22 protein-coding genes and 1 other RNA gene are annotated in these 23,241 nt (G+C 63.0%); 9 read left to right on the plus strand and 14 right to left on the minus strand.

Translation table 11 applies throughout. From position 1 onward, the window contains the following. The 7 genes from pnp to bshC all read right to left on the minus strand — a co-directional run. The coding region (gene pnp, locus M3P27_02380; protein ID MDP9267157.1) for a polyribonucleotide nucleotidyltransferase at positions 1-2,271 on the minus strand (2,271 nt) is incomplete at its 3' end. A 189-nt stretch (positions 2,272-2,460) separates the two neighbouring features. Further along, positions 2,461-2,727: a 30S ribosomal protein S15 gene (gene rpsO, locus M3P27_02385; protein MDP9267158.1), complete on the minus strand. Its 267-nt coding sequence runs from the start codon at positions 2,725-2,727 to the stop codon at positions 2,461-2,463. A gap of 132 nt (positions 2,728-2,859) precedes the next feature. Beyond that, the gene (locus tag M3P27_02390; GenBank protein ID MDP9267159.1) at positions 2,860-3,261 is read right to left on the minus strand and encodes a nuclear transport factor 2 family protein; all 402 of its coding nucleotides are present in this window, start codon (positions 3,259-3,261) and stop codon (positions 2,860-2,862) included. A gap of 62 nt (positions 3,262-3,323) precedes the next feature. Continuing rightward, entirely contained in the window at positions 3,324-3,506 is a 183-nt protein-coding gene (locus M3P27_02395; protein ID MDP9267160.1) for an SDR family oxidoreductase, read from the minus strand. Between the two features lie 61 nt (positions 3,507-3,567). Further along, positions 3,568-4,245, minus strand: coding sequence for a glycerophosphodiester phosphodiesterase (locus M3P27_02400; protein MDP9267161.1), 678 nt, complete (start codon positions 4,243-4,245; stop codon positions 3,568-3,570). Positions 4,246-4,251: 6 nt separating this feature from the next. Further along, positions 4,252-4,560, minus strand: a complete 309-nt coding sequence (locus tag M3P27_02405; protein ID MDP9267162.1) for a hypothetical protein — start codon at positions 4,558-4,560, stop codon at positions 4,252-4,254. A 144-nt stretch (positions 4,561-4,704) separates the two neighbouring features. Beyond that, a complete protein-coding gene (bshC, locus tag M3P27_02410; protein MDP9267163.1) occupies positions 4,705-6,315 on the minus strand; it encodes a bacillithiol biosynthesis cysteine-adding enzyme BshC in 1,611 nt (536 codons plus the stop codon). Between the two features lie 162 nt (positions 6,316-6,477). On the opposite strand from bshC, the gene M3P27_02415 reads away from it, so the two are divergent. Both M3P27_02415 and ssrA read left to right on the plus strand, forming a co-directional pair. Next, positions 6,478-8,289, plus strand: coding sequence for a VWA domain-containing protein (locus M3P27_02415; protein ID MDP9267164.1), 1,812 nt, complete (start codon positions 6,478-6,480; stop codon positions 8,287-8,289). Between the two features lie 160 nt (positions 8,290-8,449). Then, positions 8,450-8,817, plus strand: a transfer-messenger RNA (tmRNA) gene (gene ssrA, locus M3P27_02420). Positions 8,818-8,889: 72 nt separating this feature from the next. Here the strand turns inward: ssrA and M3P27_02425 are convergent. Both M3P27_02425 and M3P27_02430 read right to left on the minus strand, forming a co-directional pair. Next, complete coding sequence (locus M3P27_02425; protein MDP9267165.1) at positions 8,890-11,118, minus strand: hypothetical protein; 2,229 nt, start codon at positions 11,116-11,118, stop codon at positions 8,890-8,892. A gap of 76 nt (positions 11,119-11,194) precedes the next feature. Beyond that, positions 11,195-12,676, minus strand: a complete 1,482-nt coding sequence (locus M3P27_02430) for a hypothetical protein (GenBank protein MDP9267166.1) — start codon at positions 12,674-12,676, stop codon at positions 11,195-11,197. A gap of 132 nt (positions 12,677-12,808) precedes the next feature. Between M3P27_02430 and M3P27_02435 the strand changes: the two genes are divergently transcribed. Next, positions 12,809-13,396: a choice-of-anchor C family protein gene (locus M3P27_02435; protein MDP9267167.1), complete on the plus strand. Its 588-nt coding sequence runs from the start codon at positions 12,809-12,811 to the stop codon at positions 13,394-13,396. Between the two features lie 73 nt (positions 13,397-13,469). On the opposite strand, the gene M3P27_02440 is transcribed toward M3P27_02435, so the two are convergent. The 3 genes from M3P27_02440 to M3P27_02450 all read right to left on the minus strand — a co-directional run bounded on the left by M3P27_02440 (position 13,470) and on the right by M3P27_02450 (position 16,626). Continuing rightward, positions 13,470-14,345 carry a hypothetical protein gene (locus tag M3P27_02440; protein MDP9267168.1) on the minus strand — a complete coding sequence of 292 codons (876 nt, stop codon included), beginning with the start codon at positions 14,343-14,345 and terminating at the stop codon, positions 13,470-13,472. Positions 14,346-14,537: 192 nt separating this feature from the next. Further along, positions 14,538-15,914 carry an ATP-binding protein gene (locus M3P27_02445; protein MDP9267169.1) on the minus strand — a complete coding sequence of 459 codons (1,377 nt, stop codon included), beginning with the start codon at positions 15,912-15,914 and terminating at the stop codon, positions 14,538-14,540. Position 15,915: 1 nt separating this feature from the next. After that, entirely contained in the window at positions 15,916-16,626 is a 711-nt protein-coding gene (locus tag M3P27_02450; protein ID MDP9267170.1) for a response regulator transcription factor, read from the minus strand. A gap of 123 nt (positions 16,627-16,749) precedes the next feature. Between M3P27_02450 and M3P27_02455 the strand changes: the two genes are divergently transcribed. The 6 genes from M3P27_02455 to M3P27_02480 all read left to right on the plus strand — a co-directional run bounded on the left by M3P27_02455 (position 16,750) and on the right by M3P27_02480 (position 21,845). Then, positions 16,750-17,355 (plus strand): sigma-70 family RNA polymerase sigma factor, encoded by a 606-nt coding sequence (locus tag M3P27_02455; GenBank protein ID MDP9267171.1) that lies wholly within the window; start codon positions 16,750-16,752, stop codon positions 17,353-17,355. Positions 17,356-17,427: 72 nt separating this feature from the next. After that, complete coding sequence (locus tag M3P27_02460; GenBank protein MDP9267172.1) at positions 17,428-17,847, plus strand: response regulator; 420 nt, start codon at positions 17,428-17,430, stop codon at positions 17,845-17,847. A 50-nt stretch (positions 17,848-17,897) separates the two neighbouring features. Further along, positions 17,898-18,713 carry a glycosyltransferase family 2 protein gene (locus M3P27_02465; GenBank protein ID MDP9267173.1) on the plus strand — a complete coding sequence of 272 codons (816 nt, stop codon included), beginning with the start codon at positions 17,898-17,900 and terminating at the stop codon, positions 18,711-18,713. Continuing rightward, positions 18,710-19,138, plus strand: a complete 429-nt coding sequence (locus M3P27_02470) for an isoprenylcysteine carboxylmethyltransferase family protein (GenBank protein MDP9267174.1) — start codon at positions 18,710-18,712, stop codon at positions 19,136-19,138. Before M3P27_02465 ends, M3P27_02470 begins: the two co-directional genes overlap by 4 nt. Before the next feature lie 267 nt (positions 19,139-19,405). After that, positions 19,406-21,208 (plus strand): methylmalonyl-CoA mutase family protein, encoded by a 1,803-nt coding sequence (locus M3P27_02475; GenBank protein ID MDP9267175.1) that lies wholly within the window; start codon positions 19,406-19,408, stop codon positions 21,206-21,208. Between the two features lie 187 nt (positions 21,209-21,395). Beyond that, the gene (locus M3P27_02480) at positions 21,396-21,845 is read left to right on the plus strand and encodes a DUF1801 domain-containing protein (protein MDP9267176.1); all 450 of its coding nucleotides are present in this window, start codon (positions 21,396-21,398) and stop codon (positions 21,843-21,845) included. Between the two features lie 39 nt (positions 21,846-21,884). On the opposite strand, the gene M3P27_02485 is transcribed toward M3P27_02480, so the two are convergent. Beyond that, entirely contained in the window at positions 21,885-22,484 is a 600-nt protein-coding gene (locus M3P27_02485; GenBank protein MDP9267177.1) for an OmpA family protein, read from the minus strand. Between the two features lie 3 nt (positions 22,485-22,487). Continuing rightward, entirely contained in the window at positions 22,488-23,096 is a 609-nt protein-coding gene (locus M3P27_02490; protein ID MDP9267178.1) for a hypothetical protein, read from the minus strand. Between the last annotated feature and the right edge of the window lie 145 nt (positions 23,097-23,241).

Below are 23,241 nucleotides of genomic sequence, written 5' to 3' on the forward strand. Positions count from 1 at the left end.
GTTCGGTTCGTTGTCGGGCTGGGCGTCGTCGAAATCGCCGCCGCCCTCGATGGTCATCGAGCCGGCACGCTGTGGCATGCTGCGATCGACGCTGCGGCCGCTACCGCCACCGCCCACCGGCTCGCCACCGCCACCGTCGCCGCCGCCATCGCCGCCCTCGCCGCCTTCACCGCCGCCCATCTTGGCGCGCTGTTCCTTCAACACCGCCTTGCGCGAGAGCCGGATGCGATTGCCTTCGACGGAGAGCACCTTCACCAGGATCTGGTCGCCTTCTTTCAGCTCGTCGCGGATGTCGCCGATGCGATGCTCCGCCACCTCGCTGATGTGCAGCAACCCGTCGGTGCCGGGGAAGATCTCGACGAACGCGCCGAACTCTGCCAGCCGCACGACCTTGCCGAGATATGTCTTGCCCACTTCGGCGGTGGCACAGATGTCGCCGATCATCTGCAACGCGCGTTGCGCGGAAGCCTCATCGCTCGACGCGACTTTGACTAAGCCGCTGTCTTCGATGTCGATCTTCACGCCCGTCGCTTCCGTGATGCCGCGGACCACCTTGCCACCCGGTCCGATCAGCTCGCGGATCTTGTCCGTCGGGATGGTGACGGTGTAGAAGCGCGGCGCGTATTGCGAGATCTGCTTCGGCTGCGTGATCGCTTCCGCCATCTTGTCGAGGATGTGCAACCGCCCACGCAGCGCCTGCTGCAACGCCTCGCGCATGATCGCCGAGGTGATGCCCGGCACCTTGATATCCATCTGCAGCGCGGTGATGCCTTCACGCGTGCCCGCGACTTTGAAGTCCATGTCGCCGTAGTGGTCTTCGGCGCCCGCGATGTCGGAGAGGATGGCGTACTTCTCGCCTTCCTTCACCAGTCCCATCGCCACGCCCGCCACCGAACCGGTGAGCGGCACGCCGGCATCGAGCATCGCCAAAGTCCCGCCGCAGATCGACGCCATTGACGATGAACCGTTCGACTCCAGGATGTCCGAGACCACGCGCGTGGTGTACGGCCAGGCTTCTTCCGTCGGCAGCACCGCGGTCAGCGCGCGTTCCGCCAGCGCGCCGTGCCCGATCTCACGGCGGCCCGCGCCGCGCAGGAATTTCACTTCGCCCACGGAGAAGGGCGGGAAGTTGTAGTGCAGCATGAAAAGCTTCTCTTTCGCGCCTTCGAAGCCTTCCATGCGCTGCGTGTCGTCTCCGGTACCAAGCGTGGTGGTGACCAAGGCCTGCGTCTCGCCACGGGTGAACACAGCCGAGCCATGCACGCGCGGCAATACGCCGATCTCGCAAGTGATTTGCCGGATCTGATCGAACGCGCGTCCGTCTGGGCGGCGCTTCTGCTCCACCACCTGCTCGCGGAAGATGTTCTCCTGGAGCTGGCCGAAGTATTTGGAGAACTTCGCGCGCGCAGCAACGTCCGTCTCCGGGATCTGGTCTTTGAACTCTTTCTTGATGGCCTTGACCTTGGCATAGCTCTCCGCCTTGGGATACTTCTCCGTGTTCATCGCGTCGGCCAGCTGCGCGCCGATACTTGCCTTCAGGCCGGCGTAGTAGGTCTCGTCGTGCTCCACTTCGGAGACGGCGCGCTTCGCCTTGCCGACTTTCACGGCGAGGTCCTGGATCACGGCGCAGATCTTCTTGATCTCAGTGTGCGCAAAGTCGATGGCCTCGACCACGGTCTCTTCCTTCACGCCCTTCGCGCCCGACTCGATCATCACGATACCGTTCTGCGTGCCGACCACGGTGATGTTGAGCAGGCTCGCGCGCTGCTCTTCATACGTAGGATTGATGATCATGCGGCCTTCCACCACGCCCACGCGCACTGCGCCGATGGGGCCGTTGAAGGGGATGTCGGAGATCGCCAGTGCCGCGCTTGCGGCATTGATGGCGAGCACGTCCGGATCGTTCTCCGAGTCCGCCGACAACACGAACGCGATGACCTGCGTCTCGCAGCGGAAGCCTTCCGGGAACAGCGGACGGATCGGCCGGTCGATCTGCCGGCTGGTCAGCGTTTCCTTGTCCGACATACGTCCTTCGCGCTTGATGAACCCGCCGGGAAAGCGTCCGCCGGCGTAGGTGTACTCGCGATAGTCGCAAGTGAGGGGGAAGAAATCGATGCCCTCGCGCGCATCGGCGTTGGCGCAGGCGGTGCCCAGCACCACGTCATCGCCCATGCGTACCACGCACGCGCCGTGCGCCTGCTTCGCCAGGTGTCCAGTCTCGAGGGTAAGGGTTTTGCCGCCGGCTAGTTCTACAGAAGCTGTCTGCTTCATGGTGTTCCTTTCGGATTCAGGAGCGTGGGTTCAGCCCACAGGGTTGCGCCTTGCGTCCCGCATAAAGTGGCAAGCACACCCGTGCCTGCGTCACAGAAGGGATACATGCGAGAGCTTGCGCGGGACCTGCCGATCGCCCGAGGTGGACACACGTCTGCCCCGGTCAAAGGACGCTATCAGTGGCTGGGCTTACTTACGGATGCCGAGCTTCTGAATGACGGCTTGGTAACGGTCGGCGTCGTACGTCTTGAGGTAGTCAAGCAGGCGACGGCGCTTGCTGACCATCATGAGTAGACCGCGCCGGGACGCGTGGTCTTTCTTGTGCGTGTTGAAGTGGTCCGTCAGTTCGCCGATCCGCTCGCTGAGGATGGCAATCTGCACCTCCGGACTGCCCGTGTCCGAGTCATGCGTGCGGAACTTCGTAATGACGTTGGCCTTGCGCTCTCTCGCTATCACTGAACCTGATGCACTCCTGTTATTTATTTCCTTTTTGCGACCCATTGAATGTAACACGTTGACGCGAAAGGTGTAAAGGAAGGGGCGGCTTCGGGTATTGGGTCCGTTGAGCGGCTCGAGAGCCTATCAAGCCTAGGTCGGGAACATAGTTCCGAACATGGGCCGTTTGCTTAGCGACTGTTCTTCCGTCGCTTCATCCTGAATCACGTCCCAATGTTCAACCAGGATCCCGTTTTGAATGCGCACTATGTCTGCGGCGATCCAATTCACAGGCGCACCGAAACCGCTAAATCGTCCGTGCACGATCACCAGGTCCCCCTCAGCCACGATCGTTCCCGGTTCGTACATCAGCGTTGGCGGGATGCTCTTGATGAGATTGAACAGACCCTCGCGACCGGGTGCGATATGAGCGCTGTGCTGGATGTAGTTGGGCGACCAGAAGCGCTCAGCTGCCACGTAGTCACGCTGGTTGAAGAGAGTGTCAAATGCCTCAAGAACGAGTGCCTTATTTGTTTCCTGCTTAGTCGGGTTCATTGAATTTCTCCTGGTGCGTGTAGTCACTCCTATTGAAAATCTCGGTGGAGGCGGCCCCGGAATCAGCCCGCGGTCATCCCTCCATCCACCGCCAGGGATGCACCGATGATATAGGAGGCCTTGTCAGAACTAATGAACACGATGGCATTTGCAATCTCTTCGGGGGTGCCCATGCGCTTGGTAGGAATGTGTGTCGCGAGGAAATTTGCTTTGTTTTCCTGCGTTTGCGCAAAGCGGTTGAACATTCCCGTTTCGGTCGGACCAGGCCCTGTTGGTTGGTTGCGCTCCGCGTTCCTGGTAAAACCTTCAGGACTTTCGCGGCCGCAGCGTGCGGCTTAAGAGCTGCGTGTCGTCACTGATGATCGCGTCCACGCCCAGCTCCGCCATCTGCTGCATCGCTTCCGCGCGGTTCACCGTCCAGACGTAGACCTGTTTCCCCGCGGCGTGCAGTTCGCGAACCAGCGCTTCGTCCACCAGACCATAGTGCGGCGCCACCACTTCGACCGGCAGCTCGCGCCACTTTCCCAGCCAGCGCTTGTCATCGCAGATGAAACCCAGCCGCAGCTTCTTCTCCCGCTTGCCCAGCGACTCGATCACCTGCGGCAGGAATGACGAGACCACGTAACCGTGCTGTGGCGGATAGTCGCGCAGCGCGTCCAGCACCTCATCGTCGAGCCCGGGGACTTTCAATTCGATATCGAGGAAGGCCTTCGCCGCGTAGTGCTTCATCACGTGCTCGAGCAGCGGCATGAGGCCGCCCTGCAACTTGGCGAGGTTGGCCCAGGTGTTCTCGGCTACCGGGACACGCGCGAAGTCGGCGTCGTGGCAGATGAGCGCGCGGTCGTCGGAGCTGAGCCGGACGTCGAACTCGAAACCATCGCAGCCGTGTTCCAGTGCGAGGGCAAAGGCGTCAAAGGTATTTTCGGCGGCGTAAGCGCGCGCGCCGCGATGGCCGAGCAGCAACGGAGGCGGAGGCGGCGGCATTGTCCGCTAGTCGAGGTCGATGTCGCGGATGAACTTCTCGTCGGGCGTTTCCTTGGCGCGCTTCACCGCTTCGGCGAACTTCTTCTCCATCAGCTGCGCCTTGTTCTTCTCCGCCTCGACCGACTGGCGGAAGAGCGACTCGCGACGGTCATCCTGCTGATGCATCGCCTTGGCCGCCTCTTCCATATCGTTGAACATGCGCTTGGTCGGCGGCGGGGTGTGCGCGATCACCGCCTCGGTGGCTGCGTCCACCTTCAACACCGCGGCGCAGCACGGACAGGTGACCTCGAACATGTCGGAAGATTTCTTCGCCATAAAAGCTCCAGACCAACTCCAGACCTAAAGGATGATACGCCCGCTGGCTAGGCCCTTCCACTTAACAAATGCGAGTGCGGCGAGCTTCCACTCTGCCGAAGGCAGGCGCGCAGGTCGCGCTATTCGACCGAAGCGCCACGAAAACTACAGGTACACCACCTGATGTCCCTGACAAGTCATCGCGTCGTACAACGTCAACAGCAATTGCGGTCCATAGCGCGCCAGGAACGATATGCCCGCGATCTGCCGCTCCTGCAAATGTCCTTCAGGATAGAGCGCATCCGATATCTGCTGCGCGTGCTGCCGCAATTCTTCCGAGCGCCGCAGGTGCGCGCGACACGCCTTGGCGTGGACGCGCCCCAACTGGTAGCGCATCTTCGCCGCCGATCTTTCCGCCGCCTTCGCCAGCGTGGGATCGAGTTGCGCGAGCGGCGCCCGCATCGCCGCGATCGCCTGCTCCAGTCCGTCGGACGCTCGCTTCATCGCCGCTTCCACATCGGCGGGAAGATTGCGCGCCGCGACGAGCGCGGCGAACTTCTCCACCCCGGCAAACGTCTCTTCCGGCCGGACTTGGTATCTCTCCAACAGACGCGCGATACGCGGCTCGACCAGCGTGGCCGCAAAGCGCGGGACGACCGGCGTCACCCGGCCCAGCAGCTTTTCGTAGACCACCGCCGCCTGCGCGAAGTACGCCACCTCTGCCGGTCCGCCCACATAGGCCACCGTGGGCAGCAGGTGGTCCTGCACCACCGGCCGCAACAGCACGTTGGGACTGAACTTCTCCGGATGCTCCGCGATCGCCTTCCGCACCTCAGCTGCGCTCAGCTTCTGCTCGCCGAGCACAAACGTGTCGCCTCCACTGCCATCGTTCGATCGCCGCAGCGGCAAGCGCGAGCCATTGGATTTTCCGAAAAGAAGAGTATGCGAGGATGAGACTTTCACCTGCGAGTGGTAGCCGGCTTTTTCCAGTTGCTGGTCGCGCGCGGCGAGCGCGGCGTGCAGCTCGCTACATCGGTCGAGCGCCGCGGTGTAGACGCCGGCCGCGATGCGGTGCAGCTCGGGGTCGCTGGCGTCGAGCAGGATCACGCCCGAGTGCGCAAACAGTTTCGAGTAGAGCCGCGCGAAGGCTGAGCCCATCGTCTCGCCGGGCTGGTACGCCGCGCGCAGCGCTTCGGTGGCTTCCGAGCTGCCCAGCGCGCCGATCGCTTGCGCTACCACCGGAGCGATCTCTTCGCCGAACGTCACCGCACTCATGGGCGCGTTCTCACCGCCGCGCGTCGGCGTCGCCACCCGGACAAGCCCTCCGTCAGCAGCCAGCAGGACGACATGATCGACCTCGGCCAGATCGTGGTCTTCGGTCGCGAGCCAGAAGATAGGCACCGCCGGCTTGCCTGCCTGCGTACTCTCAGCCGCGAGCCGGATCGCGGTGAGCGCCTTGTAGATGGCGAACAGCGGCCCGCCAAACAATCCAACCTGCTGGCCGGTGACGACCGCTCCCGCGCCTTCCCGCAGCCGCTTGATGTTCTCGAGCGTCGCTGCGGACGCTCCCCAGGCACGGTTCTGCCGCTCGAGTGCGTCTGCGACCTGCTTGCGCCGTGCTGCCGGGTGATCTGCCGGCTGCGCCGCCAACCCGAAGCCTGCCGGATAGAAGGCCCGCACCGCCTCCGCGCGCGCCATCACGTCCGCGAACAAGCGGCTGATGTCTGGAACAGCGCTCCCCGGTTCGGCAACGTAAGACAGGCAGTCTGACTTCACTCGGTGCGTCCTCGGCGCGTGATTCTAACAGCCAACGTCTTGGATGTGCCCTGCGCCTCGCCGATGCAGGAAAGATGCGGCAATCGCAGCCTTCTGGCGGCTAGGGTCGCAACCATGCGGCTCCTCCGCTGGGTTACAATCTTTGGTCCCCCGGAGGCATCCATGATCCCACCTGTCTCGTTCCCGCGCCGCGTCCTCAGCATCGTGCTTTCCTGCTTCATCGCCGCCGCTCCCCTGCTCGGGGCCGCCGCTCCGCAACAGCCGAGTGGCGCCACGTTCACCGCGGAGTCGAACCTGGTGCTCGTGCCGGTGGTGGTCGCGGACAAGTCGGGCCAGCACATCGGCGGCCTGCAGCAGAGCGATTTCACCCTGCAGGACCAGGGCAAGCAGCAGAAGATCATCTCCTTTGAAGAAGTGAAGCAGGTTCCGATGAGCAAGATGACCAAGGCGGCCGAACCGGGCGTCTACACCAACGCCGTGAATGCCTCCGGCGGCGGCGCTCGTGGCATGACCATCATCGTGCTCGATCAGGTGAACACGCCCTTCCTTGACCAGGTCTACGCCCGCGCGGAATTGCTCAAGTTCCTGGCGCAGCACATCAACGCCAACGAGCCGACTTCTCTCATCACCATCGGCCGCCGGGGCGTTCGCGTGGTGCACGACTTCACCACCGACACCGCCGTTTTGCTCGCCGCACTCAAGAAAGTTACTTCGCGCATCGACACGCTCAACCTCAGCGACGCCACCAATACGACACTGGCGGCAACGAATAGACTTGGTCCAGCCGTGGACCCGAACACCGGGGCCGATCGCTCGAGTGTGGCTTTTGAGACCAGCGCGCTCGACGAGTTCTACAACGGCACCGACGGCGGGTACGGTGTGTATCAACTCACCCAAGCCATCGAGCTCACGCTTTCTGCGCTGATGCACGTTGCCGAAGGCATGGAGGGGATTCCGGGTAGGAAGTCGCTCATCTGGGCGACCGCCGGTTTCCCGTTCACGCTCACCGGAAGCGGTGAACTAGCGTCGTTGCGCTACTACAGCACCGGCGCCACCCGCGCCGAGCTCGGCGGCGCGACCGGCGGCGGCGTTCTCGAGGGCGGCGGGCTGCCACCACTCCCAGAAAGCAACGCCACCACCAGCGACGATCTGTTTGCCGCCGTGCGTCCGTATTTCGAGCGCACTATGCAGGCGCTGAATAAGTCGCAGATCGCGATCTATCCCATCGACGCTCGCGGCTTGGTCGCTTACAGCTCGGCAGCCAGCAGTCGCGTCCGCTTGAACGACGTATACGGCACCGAGGCCCAGACCCACACCACCATGAACGAGATCGCTACCGTGACTGGCGGCAAGGCGTACTACAACACCAACGACATCACTGCTGCCTTCAACAAAGCGACTGGCGAATCCACGCAGTACTACATGCTCGGGTACTACGCGGACAAAGACAAGAAAGTCTCCTGGCACAAACTACAGGTAAAGGTGAACCGGCCCGACGTGGACATCCGTGCCCGCAGTGGCTACATGAGCGGTGGCATGGTGAGTGCAAAGAAGCCCGAGGATGTCCGCAACCTCGACATCCGCGCCGCGCTCGCCTCTCCGCTCGATTACAGCGCGCTTCCCATGCGCGTCTACCTCGACCCGGCCACCGCCGGCGCGGGCAACAAGAAGAAGATCCCGTTCGAGATCGTGGCGCAGCCCGGCGCGAGCGCGGTCGATGCCGCCAACAAGAACCACATCCAACTCGATTTCCTGGTCGTGGCGCGCAATCCCAAGGGCGAGTCCGTCGGCCAACTCAGCCAGAAGATCGAGGCCAACCTGGCTGAAAATCAACTGCAGCAGTTTGCCACCGACGGCTTGAACTATAAACAGGCGCTGCAGCTTGCTCCCGGGGCCTATTCGCTCATTTTCATCGTGCGCGACAATCTCACCGGCAAGATCGGTAGTGTGAACGCTCCTTTGCGGGTCGAGTAGCTTCTCCTGCCCGCCAGCAGGTAGCGCTGCAGGTCCGTGCGCTGGCCTGAATCCGGCCCGCCTGAGCTATCATCTAATCTTGTGATCCCGCGCCTTTCTTCTGCGGTGCCGGGATGGTTCTTTGAATCGCTGTCAGACAGGCGCACATCGCGCCACACGTGGGGGCGTCACGGCTTCGACGGAAATGTTTGCGGCCAAGAGGCATACCGGGGCGCCGCACCCGTAATCGTGGCAAAAAACACAATTGCCAACACCAATCAGCTGGCATACGCAGCTTAATTAGTTAAGTTGCCGTCCTCCGTGGCTTCGTCCGTGAGTCGCGGGTAGGACGTCATTCAGCGGACTGGCTTCCGGCGCTACGTCTGGGCGCGGGAAGCGAGACTTTCAGGCTGGTTGACCGCGTTTCTTGCCCGTTCTGAGCGCGAGCAACGAGAGTGGTGCGCAAGCACCGCGGGAACGGAATAAGTATGTAGTTCTCTTGGCTGTGTCTATTTTCGGACGTGGGTTCAACTCCCACCGCCTCCACCAAATCTCCAAGTAATGTGAAAACGGCCGTCCTGTTTTGGGACGGCCATTTTTTTGATAGCCGACCAACGGTTTCTACTGCGCGACGGTCTCGCCCGCGACGACGAATCCGTGACGATTCAAGAACTCGCGCAGCCGGGCGACTGACTCTCGATCGGCAGGCGACGGGGTCGCCGAGGTTGCAACATAGAACTTCGTGCCCCGCGGGAACTGACCCACTTTTTCTTCCACTTCTTCCATCGTTCGGGGCTGGTACTGCGCGACTCGCGCCTCGAAACTTGATAGGCCTCCATTGTGGACAACCGTGATCGTGAGCGGCTGCTTTGCCCATATCTTCAGGTAGCCGTCCAGTTGCTGATGCAACCGTCGCACGCGCGTGATTTGAGCGAGTTGTCGCAACCTTCCCTCATCAGCCAGCCACGACCTTCCGCTTGCCAGGGCCGACAAAAGGTTCTCGCCCAAGCCCAGCTCATGGACTCGATCCCCATGCATTTCCGCGAACGTTAGATCTAGCTCCGCTTCTCGTCCCTGCCATCTAGCGCTCCAGCTGAGATAGTGTTGCCACAAGGTCTCCTCGACCGCCGCCGAACCGAACCTGCCCAACATTGTTGCCGCCGTCATCGCCACCTGTGGATCCGCGTCGTCCAACGCGGCAACGCCGATCTCTTCCAGCACTGGGTCGTAGTGGATCTCCGAGATAGTTTGGAACAGCGTGTGGCTGCACCCGGTGAACTCCCTCGCCGCGAGCGCCTTCTCGATGCGCGGACGGGCAAGCGCAGGACTCACTCGCAACACATAGGCCAGGGCCGGGCTCTGGATGTCGCAGGCCCATTTCCCGATCTGCGGATCTATCTTCCCTACCACTTGAGGCAGGATCGCATCACTGCCATAACGGGCGATCAGAGAAGCCAGACGCGACGAGGTCACCAGATCATCGCTGACGACAAAATGTTCTGCCAGCAGGCCCTCTACCTCAGGCAACGTTTTGTCAGGGAGGATGCCGAGCACGCGCGCGTCATACCTCGGCTGCGCCTTGCTTATCTCGCGGATGATCGCCGGCCGCGCGCCGGCCGGATCAAGCTCGTACCAATGCTGCAGTGCGCTCGCGCTCAGCTGTCGCGACTGATAACCCTCCGGATCCTGCGGGTTTCCACCCTCCTTGTAGTTTTGGGCGTACCGTCGCAGGATGGGCAACATGGCGGGACCCGCAACCTTGTCCCATCGATAGGTGAGCAACATATTCTGTTCCGCGAGTGGTAGCTGATCGAACCTGGCCACAAACTGCTGCACCAGCTTTTCGACGGTCGCGCTCGGCAAAGGCGCTCCGTTCCATGCCTCGTTCACCGCAGTGCCCAGGCTCACAGAAAGTGCTTTCCCCCGCTTCGTGGACAAAGTGCTGATGAGCTGCTCCACAACTTTTCGCTGGATCTCTCGCCAATCTTCAACCTCTCCGGGGGGAGAGTTGAGGGTTCGAAGCGCATAAAGAAAATTTCCGTTGATGGCGTGATCCGGGTCGCGGAGTGAGTCTTCCAACGCAGCGCGAGCGAACGCGCGATCGGGAGCCCCGACCAAGCCAAGAAGGCAGACCCACTCGAGACCGCCTAGTTCCTCCTCCGGCATGCGCTTTGCCAGTTCACGGATCGCATCGCGCGTACCGAGAAATCGCAACGCCTCCAGTGCGGTCCGTCGCGAGCGGACGTAAGCATCTATTTCGGCTGGATTCGTCGGTGGACGCTCGGCCAGCGTCGCGTCGGCTCGGTTGAGTACACTCTTCTGCCAAGCAGCGTTTGCGGGAACGATCCTGAGGACCACGTCATTGCCGCGCACCGTGATAGCTGATGCGCCTATCACGCTCGTCGGATCTTTTACCGAGATCCGCCGGCTCGTGGTGGTGAGCCGGTATTCTCCCGGGCGCGTGAACCGCACCCATTCGTTCACGTTCAGCTGGAGCGTCCAAGGTTTCGAACCGAGGAATTGGTAGCCCGTCAACCCGCCGCCAATCGGCGACTTCCGGCCCGCGAGCGGATCCACCGCGCCGTCCCCAGGTGAGACGGAAAAGTGCTCATACTCCATGCGTCCGCTGCGATCATACTGAGCCGTATTGAGCTGGTAGCGATCCTTCACCGTACTACTAAACGTCAGTGTGAGAGGGATGGCCTCGCCGAGGTGGAATTCGCGCTGCCCGCTAGCCAACTCCACCCGAAGCACGACGTCGGTGTTGATCGCCGCGTCCGCTTGCGCGCGAGCGCTGCCCGGAGCCATGCTGCCGATCAGCAGTGCGAGCATCACCACTGCCCGAATCACCGGAACCTCCAAGCGATTAGACACCAAGGCCGCACGGCCGGGTGTCCCTTGCTGATTCGATCCGGCTCAATGTGCCCTACTTCCGCGTGTACCGCTCCTTCAAAAAGTTGTAGTAGATCATCCCGTAGCGCGGATACCAGTCGTAGTCCTTGAAGTGCTCGCGCTCGCACGCCCCCACGCCGATCAGCCCTTCGTTCGCCATCGCCAGCAGCTTTTCCAGGTTGCCGTCGTAGACCTCGTAGAAATGCTTTTGCGCGACGTTCATCGGCTCGTTGGGATTGTTCTTGATCGCCGTCCACGCCAGCTGCGCATAGGGAGAGAGTCCCGTCGCCGCGTTCGCCAGCTCATGGATCCTGCCGGCCTTCAGCTCGGTCTGCTTGTAGATCACGTACATGTCCTCGAGCAGCTTGCGCGATTTGTCGAGCTTTGCATTGGCGTCGAGGAAGCACGCGCCGCACTCCCCGGTGCCGGCACAGCGCGATGGCACCAGGGGCTGGCCCGGCGGATTGTAGTTGGGCTGCACCGCCGCCTCGCGCGGGTCGATGAGCCCGAACTCCTCGAGGAATGCCAGGATCAGCTTGGTGTTGGTCACGAACTGGCCAGACATCTTCCCGGCTGCGCCGAGGAACGACGGCGGCTTCTCGCCACCCGCCTCCGGCTTGTCGTCGGGATGCGGGATCTTGATCGCCTCCGGATCCGACTTGATGCCCATCTTCTCCAGCGTGTCGAGCTGCTCGCGCAGTTGATTGATGCGCTCGTTCACCGCCTTCCATATGTCCGGCCCTTTCACCGAACCGGGCGCGGTGTCGATCGAGACCGGTGGTACCTGCGCGCGCGTGGGGTTGCGCAGTCCTAGGAAAAGGAAACCGAGCAGGATGATGACCGCCGCAGACTTCCCTCGCCCGCGCAGCACCACGATGATGAGCACGACGACCGCTACCAGGATCAGCCCCAGCAGCACGGTGACGTAGGTGGGGATAACGATGCCGACGGCCTGCGCCGGTTGCGTACCTGCATTCGGATTCGTGGCGGACGAAGTCGCCGCCCCGCCCGCCGGTATCACCGTGCCCGCCACCAGCGGCGAGCCCCGCGCATCGAGGGGCGTGAACAACGCTGGCGTGTCGCGTTGCACTCGGGGACCGACCCAGGCCAGCAGCTGATACTTTGCGCCCGTCGGACCTTTCACCATCATCTGGACGGATTCGTTGGTTCGGAACTTCGCCATCGCGGCGCCACTGGCGTCGGTATCGCGGTCGAGCAGCGCATGCTCGGGCGCATCCTTATAGATAAGCAGCTTGAGCGGCTTCGCCGCATCCTGCGTTGCCAGCACGATCTCGATGGGCTGCGTGATCTCCAGGTTGTTGATCACGAAGCGCACACCCTCTTCGTTGGTCAGTCCGCCGACCACGCTCATCTTGCCAAACGGGAGTGCGGGCGATGCTTTGGGCACGATCTCCCAACGTCTGTTCTGTGCCGCGAGCGGCAGCGCCAGCGCGAGCAGGCATACACAAACCATGCTCCGCCGAGCAGCCGCCACCGAGCTCACGCGCCTGAACATAAACCGCTCCTGATGGCCAGCGAAACTAGCCCCAGCAGAGTGGCAAGTCAAGACGTTTAGCTCGCGGTTTGACTTGGGTGCGTCGTAGGTCTACAGTTCGCGCCGTCTTGGCAGGAGATGAAGGAGAAAGCCATGCGCAGGATCTTTATCCTTACGGTTATCGTCGCGGCGTTGCTCGCGACTGCCGCGCTGTCACAGGGAAAAGCCGCCGCTAAGCCGGAGAACCTCGTGGTCAACGGAGGCTTCGAGCAGGGTGTGGACCCGGGCGGCTTCCTGGGCTACAGCAGCACGGGCAATAAGCTTCCCGGCTGGACCGTCGCCAAAGGTTCGGTGGACGTGATCGGCACCTACTTCAAGTGCTCGCACGGACGCTGCCTCGACCTGAACGGCAGCGTGAACGGCACCATCCGCCAGACCATCGCGACCGAAGCGGGCAAGAAGTATCGAGTGAGCTTCGCACTCTCCGCCAATCCGCAATGCGGCGACCCGAAGAAGGTGCTGCGCGTCTCCACCGGCAAGGAATCGACGCAGTCGAAGCAGTTCGTGGTGACCGGGAAGCCCACCATCCCGTGGGTGCGCCGGACGTGGGATTTCACCGCCGACGCCGACAAGACTCCGCTCACCTTCGCCAGCATCGGCAAAGACAGCGCGTGCGGACCGATGCTCGATGACATCGCCGTTGTCGGCATCGCGGAGAGTGAATCCGTACCAGCAAAATAGTCGCCAGAAGTGGCGAGGAAACAAAGCCGGACCGCCTCATCGGGGACGGCCCTGCTTTCATCCGCAGCAACGACTATTGTCTCTGGACTTGCAGGATCTTGGTCAGCCACTGCACTCGATCCCTTATCGCTTCTGCACTATGCAGTTCGTGTCCTCCCGCATACCAGCGGACCTCGCTCTCTCCCTTATAGGCCCGCTTCAACTCCGCGGCCGATACCTGGGAGATGAACTCGTCGCACTTGGCAAACTGGAACAGTGCCGGAACAGTGCTCGAGCGCGCACTGCGGATGGGATCCAGCTCGGCCATCGTCTTCAGGTATTCCAGTTCCTCAGCAGCGCTGAGCTTTTGACCATAGAGGAACCAATCCGACATCCGTGGAGTACTGGCCACGGAGATCAGTCCCTTGATCGGGGGATCATCGGTTGCTTGGGGATGTTCCTTCAGCGCGAGCAGCGCATACATGCCGCCAAAATCGTGGCCCACGATCGCGATCCGCGTACGGTCGACGTTCGCGCGTTTCGCCAGGAAACGCAGCGCTGCTTCGATCCGCTGCACCTCCAGGCGGGACATCGCAGGATCGTCCTTCAGCTTTCGCTCCTTGAACCACCCGGGCCGTGACCAGGCCAGGTCGATCAGCAGGACAATGACTCCGTGTTTTGCGACCTCGGTGGCTTCCGTGAGGAATTCTCGCTTGTCCCCGTTGGGCGCGCCGAGCCAGTGCAGATAAAGTACGGCAGGACGCTTCTCTATCCCTTTCGGCTCGATGAGGTAGGCGGCGGCGGTGTCGCTTTGCGCGAACGGGATGGACACTTCGGTTCGCGCAGCTTCCATGAGTTGGATGGATTGGGGAGATTGGGGCGACTGCGGCGTGGGAGCAGCCGGCGACTGCCCGTTGCCTAAGACGCACAGTAGGAGCATGCAAACCACTGTGACTCCGATCCATCTCATGCGATCCATATTCTCCTCCGGCCGCGAGCCGGTGATTCTCGCATCGCCCGAGGTCTCGGGACAAGGGTTCCCGTCCCTGGGAATGTGGATTTCACCCCGCCAACTGTAAGGGCCGTCCCACTGGGACGGCCCGCTTGCTCTCCGGACCGAAGTAGGCTTACGCCGCGCGGTCGTTGGCGGTCGATGCGCTCCCTACGTGGTTTCCACACCGAAGAGCGGCAACCGGATCTCGATCTTCAGCCCTGACTGCTCACGGTTGGCGGCCCGGATGCTGCCATGGTGTGCCTTCACGGCGCGCTCCGCGATGGCGAGACCGAGCCCCACGCCGGGGCTGCGGCGTGCGCCATTCGCGCGCGCCGCGTTCGCTCGCGCGCCATCCGAGCGATAAAACGGCTCGAACATCCTGGTGAGCTCTTCCGCTGCCACCCCCGGACCCGAGTCTGCCACCTCGATCGCCACGCTGCTCGCGCCACAGCGGCGCTGCACCAGCTCGATCTGGCATTGCTGCGGGCTGTATTCGATGGCGTTGCGCACCACGTTCTCGAGCGCGCTGCGCAGCACGTCGGCATCGCCTTCCACCAGCGCGCTCACCTCATTCTTCAGCACCACGGTGCACTGCTTAGCGTTGGCCTCGATCTCGGCGTCGGCAACCACATCGCCCAGCACCTCCGTAAGGCTCACCACCTCGTGCTTGTCGCTGATGACGCCCGACTCCAGCTTGGCCAGCCGCAGCACCTGCTGCACCAGGTCATTCAGCCTCCCGGCCTCGATCTCGATGCGCTCGAGCGCCGTCGCCGCTGCCGGTCCCGCGCGCTGTTTGGCCAGTTCGAGTGCGAGCGTGAGGCGCGAGAGTGGCGAACGCAACTCGTGCGAGACGTCGGCGAACATCCGCTGCTGCGCGCTGAGCGTGGCTTCAAGGCGCGCGGCCATCTGGTTGAAGTCGCGCGTAAGCTCGCCCAGTTCGTCGCGTCCTTCGAAGCGCGCATCGGCGCGAGCTTCGAGGTCGCCTTCCGCGATGCGCTGCGCCGCCACGCGCAATGCCGTGACCGGGCGCGCGATGTACCTGGCCAGCACCCAGCAGATCAGGCTCGAGACCAGCACCGCCAGCGGTATCTGCATGGCCAGCTCCTGGCCCGGCGGGACACGCGGCCCTCGCGACTGCTGCAGCCTGGCCAACGCCAGGTAGCGTTTGCCTTCATGCTCGAAGGGCGCACGGACGAGGACGAACTTGTCCTGCGGCGTCACGTCGTCGGTCATGGTGAGCACGGCGCCGATCTCGGCGGGCAGCGTGCCGCCCTGGATGGGCTGGTTCTTCTCGTCGACGATCCAGAGTTCGCCGCGGATGCGTCCGTCGATCTTCTTCATCGCGGCGGCGAGGCCGGCCGCTCCGGCGCGCTCGTATTCCGCCACCGCGTAATCGCTGCTGTTGCTCACCAATGCGAGCTGGTGTACGCGAAAGAAATCGAGGCGATCGCTCTTGCGGTTGGAGACGGTGATCACCAGCACCAACACCAGCGCGGTGATCAGCAGCCAGAACGAGAGGAAGATCTTCCAGAAGAGGCTGCGCACGTCAGCCTCGCACGCTGGCCAGCACGAATAGGTAGCCGGCGTTGCGGATGGTCTTGATCAGGTTCCGCCCCGGGCGCTCGCCCAGCTTCCGGCGGATCTTCGAGATGTGCATGTCGATGGAGCGATCGAACGGCGCCAGCGTCTTGCCCATCACCGCTTCCGCGAGCTGGTCGCGGCTGACTACGCGCCCCGCATTCTCGAGCAGGTGGCGCAGGATGTCGAACTCGAGCGAGGTGAGGTCGAGCGTGCGCTTGCCGCGCGACACCGAACGCGTGCCGCGATCGAGCTCCACGTCACCGACTTGCAGCAATCCCATCTGGCGCTCGGGAGTGTCGCCGTTGGGGGGCGCGTGCGTCCTTCGTAAGATGGCCCGGATGCGCGCCACCAGCTCGCGCGGATGGAACGGCTTGGCCAGATAATCGTCGGCGCCGAGTTCCAGTCCGACGATGCGATCGACCTCGTCCCCGCGCGCCGTCAGCAGCAGCACGGGCACCGTGGAGGGCATGGCGCGGATCTTGCGCAGCACGTCGAAACCGCTCATTCCCGGCATCATCACGTCGAGGATGAGCAGCGAGTAGATGCCGCTGCGCACGCGCGCCAGTCCTTGCTCGGGTTCGTGGACCGCCTCCACCTCGAACCCCTCACTCTCGATGTTCTCACGCACCAGGGCGCAGAGTTCCACGTCGTCGTCGATGAGCAGCAGCCGTTCCACGCTTAGAAATCTACCTCTCAGGCACCGTCTCTATGTAAAGAAATGTAAAGCCACGTTGAACAATCTCTAAATCCAGCTATGGGGTTGGATGGTCTGATGGGCTTCGAAGGAGCACATAAACGAATGGCCACTCAGACGGTCGCACTTGCAGCCCCGGGCATCGGCGCCGAAGAGCTGACGCAAGAATTCCTTCGCTGCCGCCGCCAGTTGCAGGCTGTCATCTTCCGCGTCGTCCGTTCCTGGGACGAGTCCCAGGCCCTCACCCAGGATTGCTTCCTCCGCGCCTATCGGGCACGCCATACGTTTAACGGCCAGGCCAGCGCCTCTACCTGGCTCACCCGCATCGCCATCAATCTTTCGTACGAGTGGCTGCGCCGCGTGCGCCACAATTTCTTCAGCGCGGAACAGCCCGGCATCGCCGCCGAGTTGCGCGCCGTCCCTGGCCATACTCCCACCCCGGAGCAGGCACTGCTGGCGCGCGATCGCGCCCAGTTCATTGATGACTTGCTGCACCGCCTGCCTCCGCATTTGCGCGAACTGATGGAGATGCGTTACTTGCACGAAATGAGCATGGACGAGATCGTGCTGCGCACCGGCCTGAGCATGACCACGGTGAAAGCGCGGCTGAACCGGGCGCGCGCCGCGCTGCGCAAGCGTACCGCTCATCTTGACGCACCAGACTTTACCTCGCCTTTACCAAACTCGACATCCGGGCTCGCGCAAGCGTGATGAAGTGTTCCTGTCGGAATGGATCCCGGCAGAGACCGCTCTCCGGCCGTCTCTGCAAAATAAGGAGTCTCCGTGGCCACGCAGTCCGCTCCCCGCTTGGTACGCAAACCGTTCGCCGTTCCGCCGCCTCGTCGCCAGACCATCCTTTGCATCGACGACTCCGCTGCCATCCTTGCCATGCTCGCGACCGTGCTCGGCGGCGCCGGCTACGCGGTCGTCAGCTGCGGCGACGCCAACTCCGCGCTCGAGCATTTCATGGGCGGCGAGATCGACCTGGTCGTGCTTGACTACGATATGCCGACGGCCAACGGCGTGGAACTGGCACGCCTCTTCCGCCGCATCGATCCCACCGTTCCCCTGCTCATGTTCTCTGGCAGCGTGCTCGCGGACTCCGAAGGCGCGCTGCTCGATGGCTTCGTGCCCAAAGGCGCCGCCGGTTGCGACAGCCTGCTCAAGGCGGTGCAAGCCGGACTCGCTGCTCCCGCGGAATAGCAGGGCGCACATCAAGACGCGGCCTGTCATGCTTTAATTGCAGACCGCCAATGTCTTTATCCGTCGTCATCGTCACCCAGGACGAGGAAGCGAACCTCGCGCGCGCGCTCGAGAGCGTGCGCTTTGCGGCGGTTGCACCCAACGAAATGATCGTGCTCGACTCGGGATCGACCGATCGCACGGTCGAGATCGCGCGCGACTTCGGCGCAAGGGTCTTTCAAGAAGAGTGGAAGGGATACGCCGCGCAGAAGAACTCCGCCATCGACAAAGCCGGCGGCGACTGGATCCTCGCGCTCGATGCCGACGAAGTCCTCGAAGCGGAGCTGGCACAGGAGATCGCGGCGCTGGATGTCCCCGCCAGCGAGGGCGCTCGCCCCGCGCCGCCAGATCTCCGCGCCGCCTTCCGCATCCCCTTCAAGCATCATTTTCTCGGCCAGCTGCTGCGCTTTGGCGGGATGTACCCGGACCGCAAGCTGCGGCTCTTCCGCCGCGGACACGCCCGCTTCGGCGAGCGTGCCGTCCACGAATCGGTCGAGGTGTTCGACGCAGACGCGCCCACCGGCGAAATGCAGCACGCCATCCTGCACTACGGATATCCCACCCTCGCCGGCTATCTCGCCACCATGGACCGCTACTCCTCGCTCGCCGCCGAGCAGATGATCGCGGAAGGCCGCGAACCCATCCCCTTCATTGATACCGTCGTGCGACCCGTGTTCAGCTTCATCAGCCGCTACATCTTCCTGCTCGGCTTTTTTGACGGACGCGCGGGATTGCTCTTCCACTACCACCACTCGCGCTACGTCCGCTCGAAGTACGTGAAGGCGCTCGCGCTCGCGCGCAAAGACAAGCCAGCAGGCCCGGAATGACGCGCGCGCAGCGCGGCGCCATCGTCTTGACGGCGGTTCCCCTCGTGCTTATCGGCTTCATGGTCTGGGACGCGCTGCACATCACCTGGGACCTTGCGCGCGAGATCGGCTTCCCGCTGGCCGTGATCTTCCTCGCGCTGCTCGCCCTCGCGCGCATCCAGCTGGGAGCGAACTTCTCGGTCACCCCGCAGGCGCGCGAGCTGGTCACCACCGGCGTTTATTCGAAGGTCCGCAATCCGGTGTACGTCTTCAGCACCTTCGCCGTCGGCGGCTTCCTGCTCTATCTGCACTTCTTCCTCGGTATGCTGCTTTTTCTCGCCGTCGTCATCCCGATCCAGTGGCTGCGCGCGCGTGCGGAAGCCCGCGTCCTTGAAGCCAGGTTCGGAGACCAATACCGCGCCTACCGCGCCCAGACTTGGTTCTGATCTCTGCCGTCCTGCAGCGAAGCCCTTCACCACGGAGGCACGGAGACACGGAGAAAAACGCTATTGAAAAAGCTGTCATCCCGAGCGGGTCCGCGAGTCGAGGGACCAAGCCGTGGCCGTTCCTCCCCGTTGTTCGGCCCGGTTTTTCTATCTCTAGATCTTCTCCGTGTCTCCGTGCCTCCGTGGTGGGGTTTGGCTCTTGACCTTGCTAGCGACTAGCGACCGGCGACTAGCGACTTCCTTCCTTGCTAGAATCAACCCAGCGCCATGGCCGACCCTAAAAAGCCCATCGCCGAGTCCCCCATCGCCGACGTCTTTGAAGGCCGCCATCCCTCGCCCGCCGAAAAGAACTGGGCAGAAAAGACTTTGGCGCCGTCACTGGAGAAGGCTCCCGAAAAACCCATCGGCGCGCCGACCGGCGTCAATCAGGACGATCACGGCAACGCCCGCTTCTCCACCATCTCGAACTATCCCGTGCGCCGGCTTTACACTCAGGCCGACCTGCCCGCCGACTGGTCCGCCGAAAAGTATCTGAACTATCCCGGCCAGCCGCCTTACACCCGCGGCATCCACGCCTCCGGCTACCGCGGCAAGCTGTGGACCATGCGCCAGTTCTCCGGCTTCGCCTCTCCCGAGGAAACGAACGAGCGCTACAAATATCTGCTCGCGCACGGCGGCTCGGGACTCTCCGTCGCCTTCGACCTGCCCACGCTCATGGGATACGACTCCGACCACATGATGTCCGAAGGCGAAGTCGGCAAATGCGGCGTCGCCATCGACTCGCTCGCCGACATGGAGACGCTCTTCAACGGCATCCCACTCGATAAGATCACCACCTCCATGACCATCAACTCGCCCGCGTCGATTCTCTGGGCAATGTATCTCGTGGTCGCGGAAAAACAAGGTGCGGACTGGCGCAAGCTCGGCGGCACCATCCAAAACGACATCCTCAAGGAATACATCGCGCAGAAGGAGTACATCTATCCGCCGGCGCCGTCGATGCGCCTCGTCATCGACACTTTCGAGTTCGGCTCCAAGTTCGTGCCCAAGTGGAACACCATCTCCATCTCCGGATATCACATCCGCGAAGCCGGCTCCACCGCGCTGCAGGAACTCGCCTTCACCGTCTACGACGGCGTGGAGTACGTGGAATGGGCGCGCCGCCGCGGCTTAGACGTCGACGAGTTCGGTCCCCGCCTCAGCTACTTCTTCAATGCGCACAACGATTTCTTCGAAGAGATCGCCAAGTACCGCGCCGCGCGCAAGATCTGGTACCGCCTGATGAAAGACCGCTTCCACGCCAAGAACGAACGCACCTGGCTGATGCGCTTCCACACCCAGACGGCCGGCGTCTCACTCACCGCGCAGCAACCGCTGAACAACATCGCGCGCGTGGCCATCCAGGCGCTCGCGGCGGTCCTGGGGGGAACGCAGTCGCTGCACACCGATTCCTACGACGAAGCGCTTGCCCTGCCCACCGCCGAAGCGGCGCGCATCGCGCTGCGCACCCAGCAGATCATCGCCTACGAGAGCGGCGTGGCGCAGACGGTCGACCCGCTCGGTGGCAGCTACTTCCTCGAGAAGCTCACGCTCGACATGGAGAACGGCGCCTTCGATTACTTTGACAAGCTCGACGCCATGGGCGGCATGGTCCAGGCCATCGAGCGCGGCTATCCGCAGAAGGAGGTCGCCGAGGCCAGCTACCAGTTCCAGCGCGCGGTCGAGGCGAAAGAGAAAGTCATCGTCGGCGCCAACGACTTCGTAGTCGATGAAGGCGCTCCGAACATCCTTTACATCGGCGAGGAAGTGCGCGAGGCGCAAACGCAGAAGCTGAAAGTCCTGCGCGCCAAGCGCGATAACGCCGCCGTCCAGCGCTCACTCGACGCGCTGAAGAAAACCGCCGCGCAAGAACCCGAGCTGCGCAAAGACGTCCGCAAAGACGGCAAGATCTCCGACGCCAATACCATGCCCTACATCGTCGATTGCGTCCGCGCCTACGCCACCGTCGGCGAGATCTGCGACGCCTTGCGCGAGGTCTACGGGACGTACGAGGAAGTGAGCGTCACGTAGTTTGTGGAAGAGCGCGCCTTCAGGCCCGCGTCAGCGACGACAGTCTCGTCTGGCGGGTGGCCCACCCAAACTCTCGGGTGCCCCATCCTTTGCGGAGCAGGTTCATCGCGGAGCAAAGGGTGGGAGGAAGAGTATTCACCGCCCCGCCGGCCGCGGTTTTCATTCGTCAGTCGTCAAGGAGCTGTCCATGAAAAAGCCCGTCCCGGTGGGATCTGCCTCGGCATCGATCGACGAGAAGATCAAGCAACTTGGGGACTGGCGCGGGAAGACGCTCGCGAAAGTTCGCGGCATCATCCACGCGGCAGACCCTGAGATCCTCGAAGAGTGGAAGTGGGCCATGTCGACATCGCCGGGGACTCCCGTCTGGTCCCACGGCGGCATCGTCTGCACGGGAGAGACCTACAAGACCGTCGTCAAGATGACGTTTCCCAAAGGAGCTGCGTTGCCGGACCCTTCTGGCCTATTCAACTCCAGCCTCGACGGGAATGCCCGGCGCGCCATCGACATCCACGAGGGCGACAAGGTCGATGCGGCGGCCTTGAAGCATCTCATCCGCGCCGCCGTGGCGCTCAATCTCAAGGGCCAGCCCAAGCCGAAGCCCAAGCCCCGGCGAGCGAACAGCAAGCGTGCCGACTAGCTGTGGGAGGAAGGGTCCGGAGCGACTAGCGACCAGAGACTAGCGACTTCCTCCGCCCTTCTTCACCACGATCTCGACCCGCCGATTCTTCGCGCGGCCTTCCGGATTATCTTTTCCGTTGGGCAGCGTGTTCGGCGCGATGGGCTTCGTCTTGCCGTAGCCGCGGATGGAAAAACGCGCGTTCACGCCGTGTCCGGTGAGCCAGCTCTTCACCGAATCCGCGCGCCGCTCGGAGAGTTTCTGGTTGTACTGCGGATTGCCCAGCGCGTCCGTGTGCCCTTCGACGGCGCACTCAGCGTTGGGATACGAGCCCAGCACGATCGCAACTTTCTCCAGCGTGGGGATCGCCTTCGGCAGCAGCGTGGCCTTGTCGAAATCGAACAAGACGTCGCTCGAAAGCTCGATGCGGATCTCCATCGGCGTCGCGGTCGCGCCCAGGTCGGCGAGCGCCGCATTCAGCGCTTCCGTCTTACCGGAAACGCCGGACGTGACTCCGACCAGCGGCACCACCGTCCCGGAGATCGCGACCACCGAGGCCTTCGCCCCGGGCGGCACTGGATCATCCACGCTGTAGCCTTGCGCGCGCGCCGCGGAAACGGCCGCGAGCAACATGAATAGAACAGCTCCGGCGCGCAGCACGCGCTACTCCGCCACCGGCACGTCTTCGAACGGCGCGAACTTCGGCAGGCTGATGGTCACCTTCTTCGAGCTCGCCGGCGGCGCCGGAAACTTCGCCCAGTTCAGCCGCTGTTGTCCCGGCTTGAAGGTGCCCTCGTAGACGTCGAGGATGTTCTTTCCCTCCGCGTCTTTCAGGAAGTTGTAGCGCTTGTTCTCCGCCGGATCGATGTAATAGAGGTCGTTCCAGGCGAAGGTGTAGTAGACGTCCTTTCCTGTGGGCGCCGCCACCAGGCCGGCCTGTCCCCCGGAGCCGGCGGTATTCACCACGCGCCACTTCACCGTCAGCGAGCCACCGCTGTTCCGCCGCACCTCGAGCAGGTCGGCGCGCAGGTCGGGATCACCCGAATACTGCGCGCTCGCGATCACACCCGGCGTGGCCATCGGCGCGCCTGCGGGTGCGGCGCTCGGGGCTGAGGTGTTCGCCGCCCCCGGGTTGGATGGAGCCGGCTGCGCCGCCGACTGCGCCGCCGGCTTCGCCGTCTCCGCCGCCGGCTCGGACTTCGAGCAGCCTGCCACCATCAATAACAACACTGCGCAACTCAACCAGCGGACGAACATTAAAGAGCGGTTCACGTCAGCCTCCCCCACTTCCTAAAGTTCGCGGCATCCTAGCCCCGAACAACTCACCACGCAAGGGCTGTCGCCGGTGTCAGCCGCAGTTTTTTATTTTCGCTTTACTTTCGCCGCGACATGCGGTAATCTCGGGACGGCTCAGGCC

The organism is Acidobacteriota bacterium (genome assembly GCA_030774055.1).
Classification (GTDB): Bacteria; Acidobacteriota; Terriglobia; order Terriglobales; family Acidobacteriaceae; genus JACPNR01.

Coding starts and splice junctions, on each gene's coding strand:
- M3P27_02390 (MDP9267159.1), bottom strand. CDS start 3,261: ATGAACCCGACTAAGCAGGAAACAAATAAGGCACTCGTTCTTGAGGCA.
- M3P27_02395 (MDP9267160.1), bottom strand. CDS start 3,506: ATGTTCAACCGCTTTGCGCAAACGCAGGAAAACAAAGCAAATTTCCTC.
- M3P27_02400 (MDP9267161.1), bottom strand. CDS start 4,245: ATGCCGCCGCCTCCGCCTCCGTTGCTGCTCGGCCATCGCGGCGCGCGC.
- M3P27_02405 (MDP9267162.1), bottom strand. CDS start 4,560: ATGGCGAAGAAATCTTCCGACATGTTCGAGGTCACCTGTCCGTGCTGC.
- M3P27_02415 (MDP9267164.1), top strand. CDS start 6,478: ATGATCCCACCTGTCTCGTTCCCGCGCCGCGTCCTCAGCATCGTGCTT.
- M3P27_02430 (MDP9267166.1), bottom strand. CDS start 12,676: ATGTTCAGGCGCGTGAGCTCGGTGGCGGCTGCTCGGCGGAGCATGGTT.
- M3P27_02435 (MDP9267167.1), top strand. CDS start 12,809: ATGCGCAGGATCTTTATCCTTACGGTTATCGTCGCGGCGTTGCTCGCG.
- M3P27_02440 (MDP9267168.1), bottom strand. CDS start 14,345: ATGAGATGGATCGGAGTCACAGTGGTTTGCATGCTCCTACTGTGCGTC.
- M3P27_02455 (MDP9267171.1), top strand. CDS start 16,750: ATGGCCACTCAGACGGTCGCACTTGCAGCCCCGGGCATCGGCGCCGAA.
- M3P27_02465 (MDP9267173.1), top strand. CDS start 17,898: ATGTCTTTATCCGTCGTCATCGTCACCCAGGACGAGGAAGCGAACCTC.
- M3P27_02470 (MDP9267174.1), top strand. CDS start 18,710: ATGACGCGCGCGCAGCGCGGCGCCATCGTCTTGACGGCGGTTCCCCTC.
- M3P27_02475 (MDP9267175.1), top strand. CDS start 19,406: ATGGCCGACCCTAAAAAGCCCATCGCCGAGTCCCCCATCGCCGACGTC.
- M3P27_02480 (MDP9267176.1), top strand. CDS start 21,396: ATGAAAAAGCCCGTCCCGGTGGGATCTGCCTCGGCATCGATCGACGAG.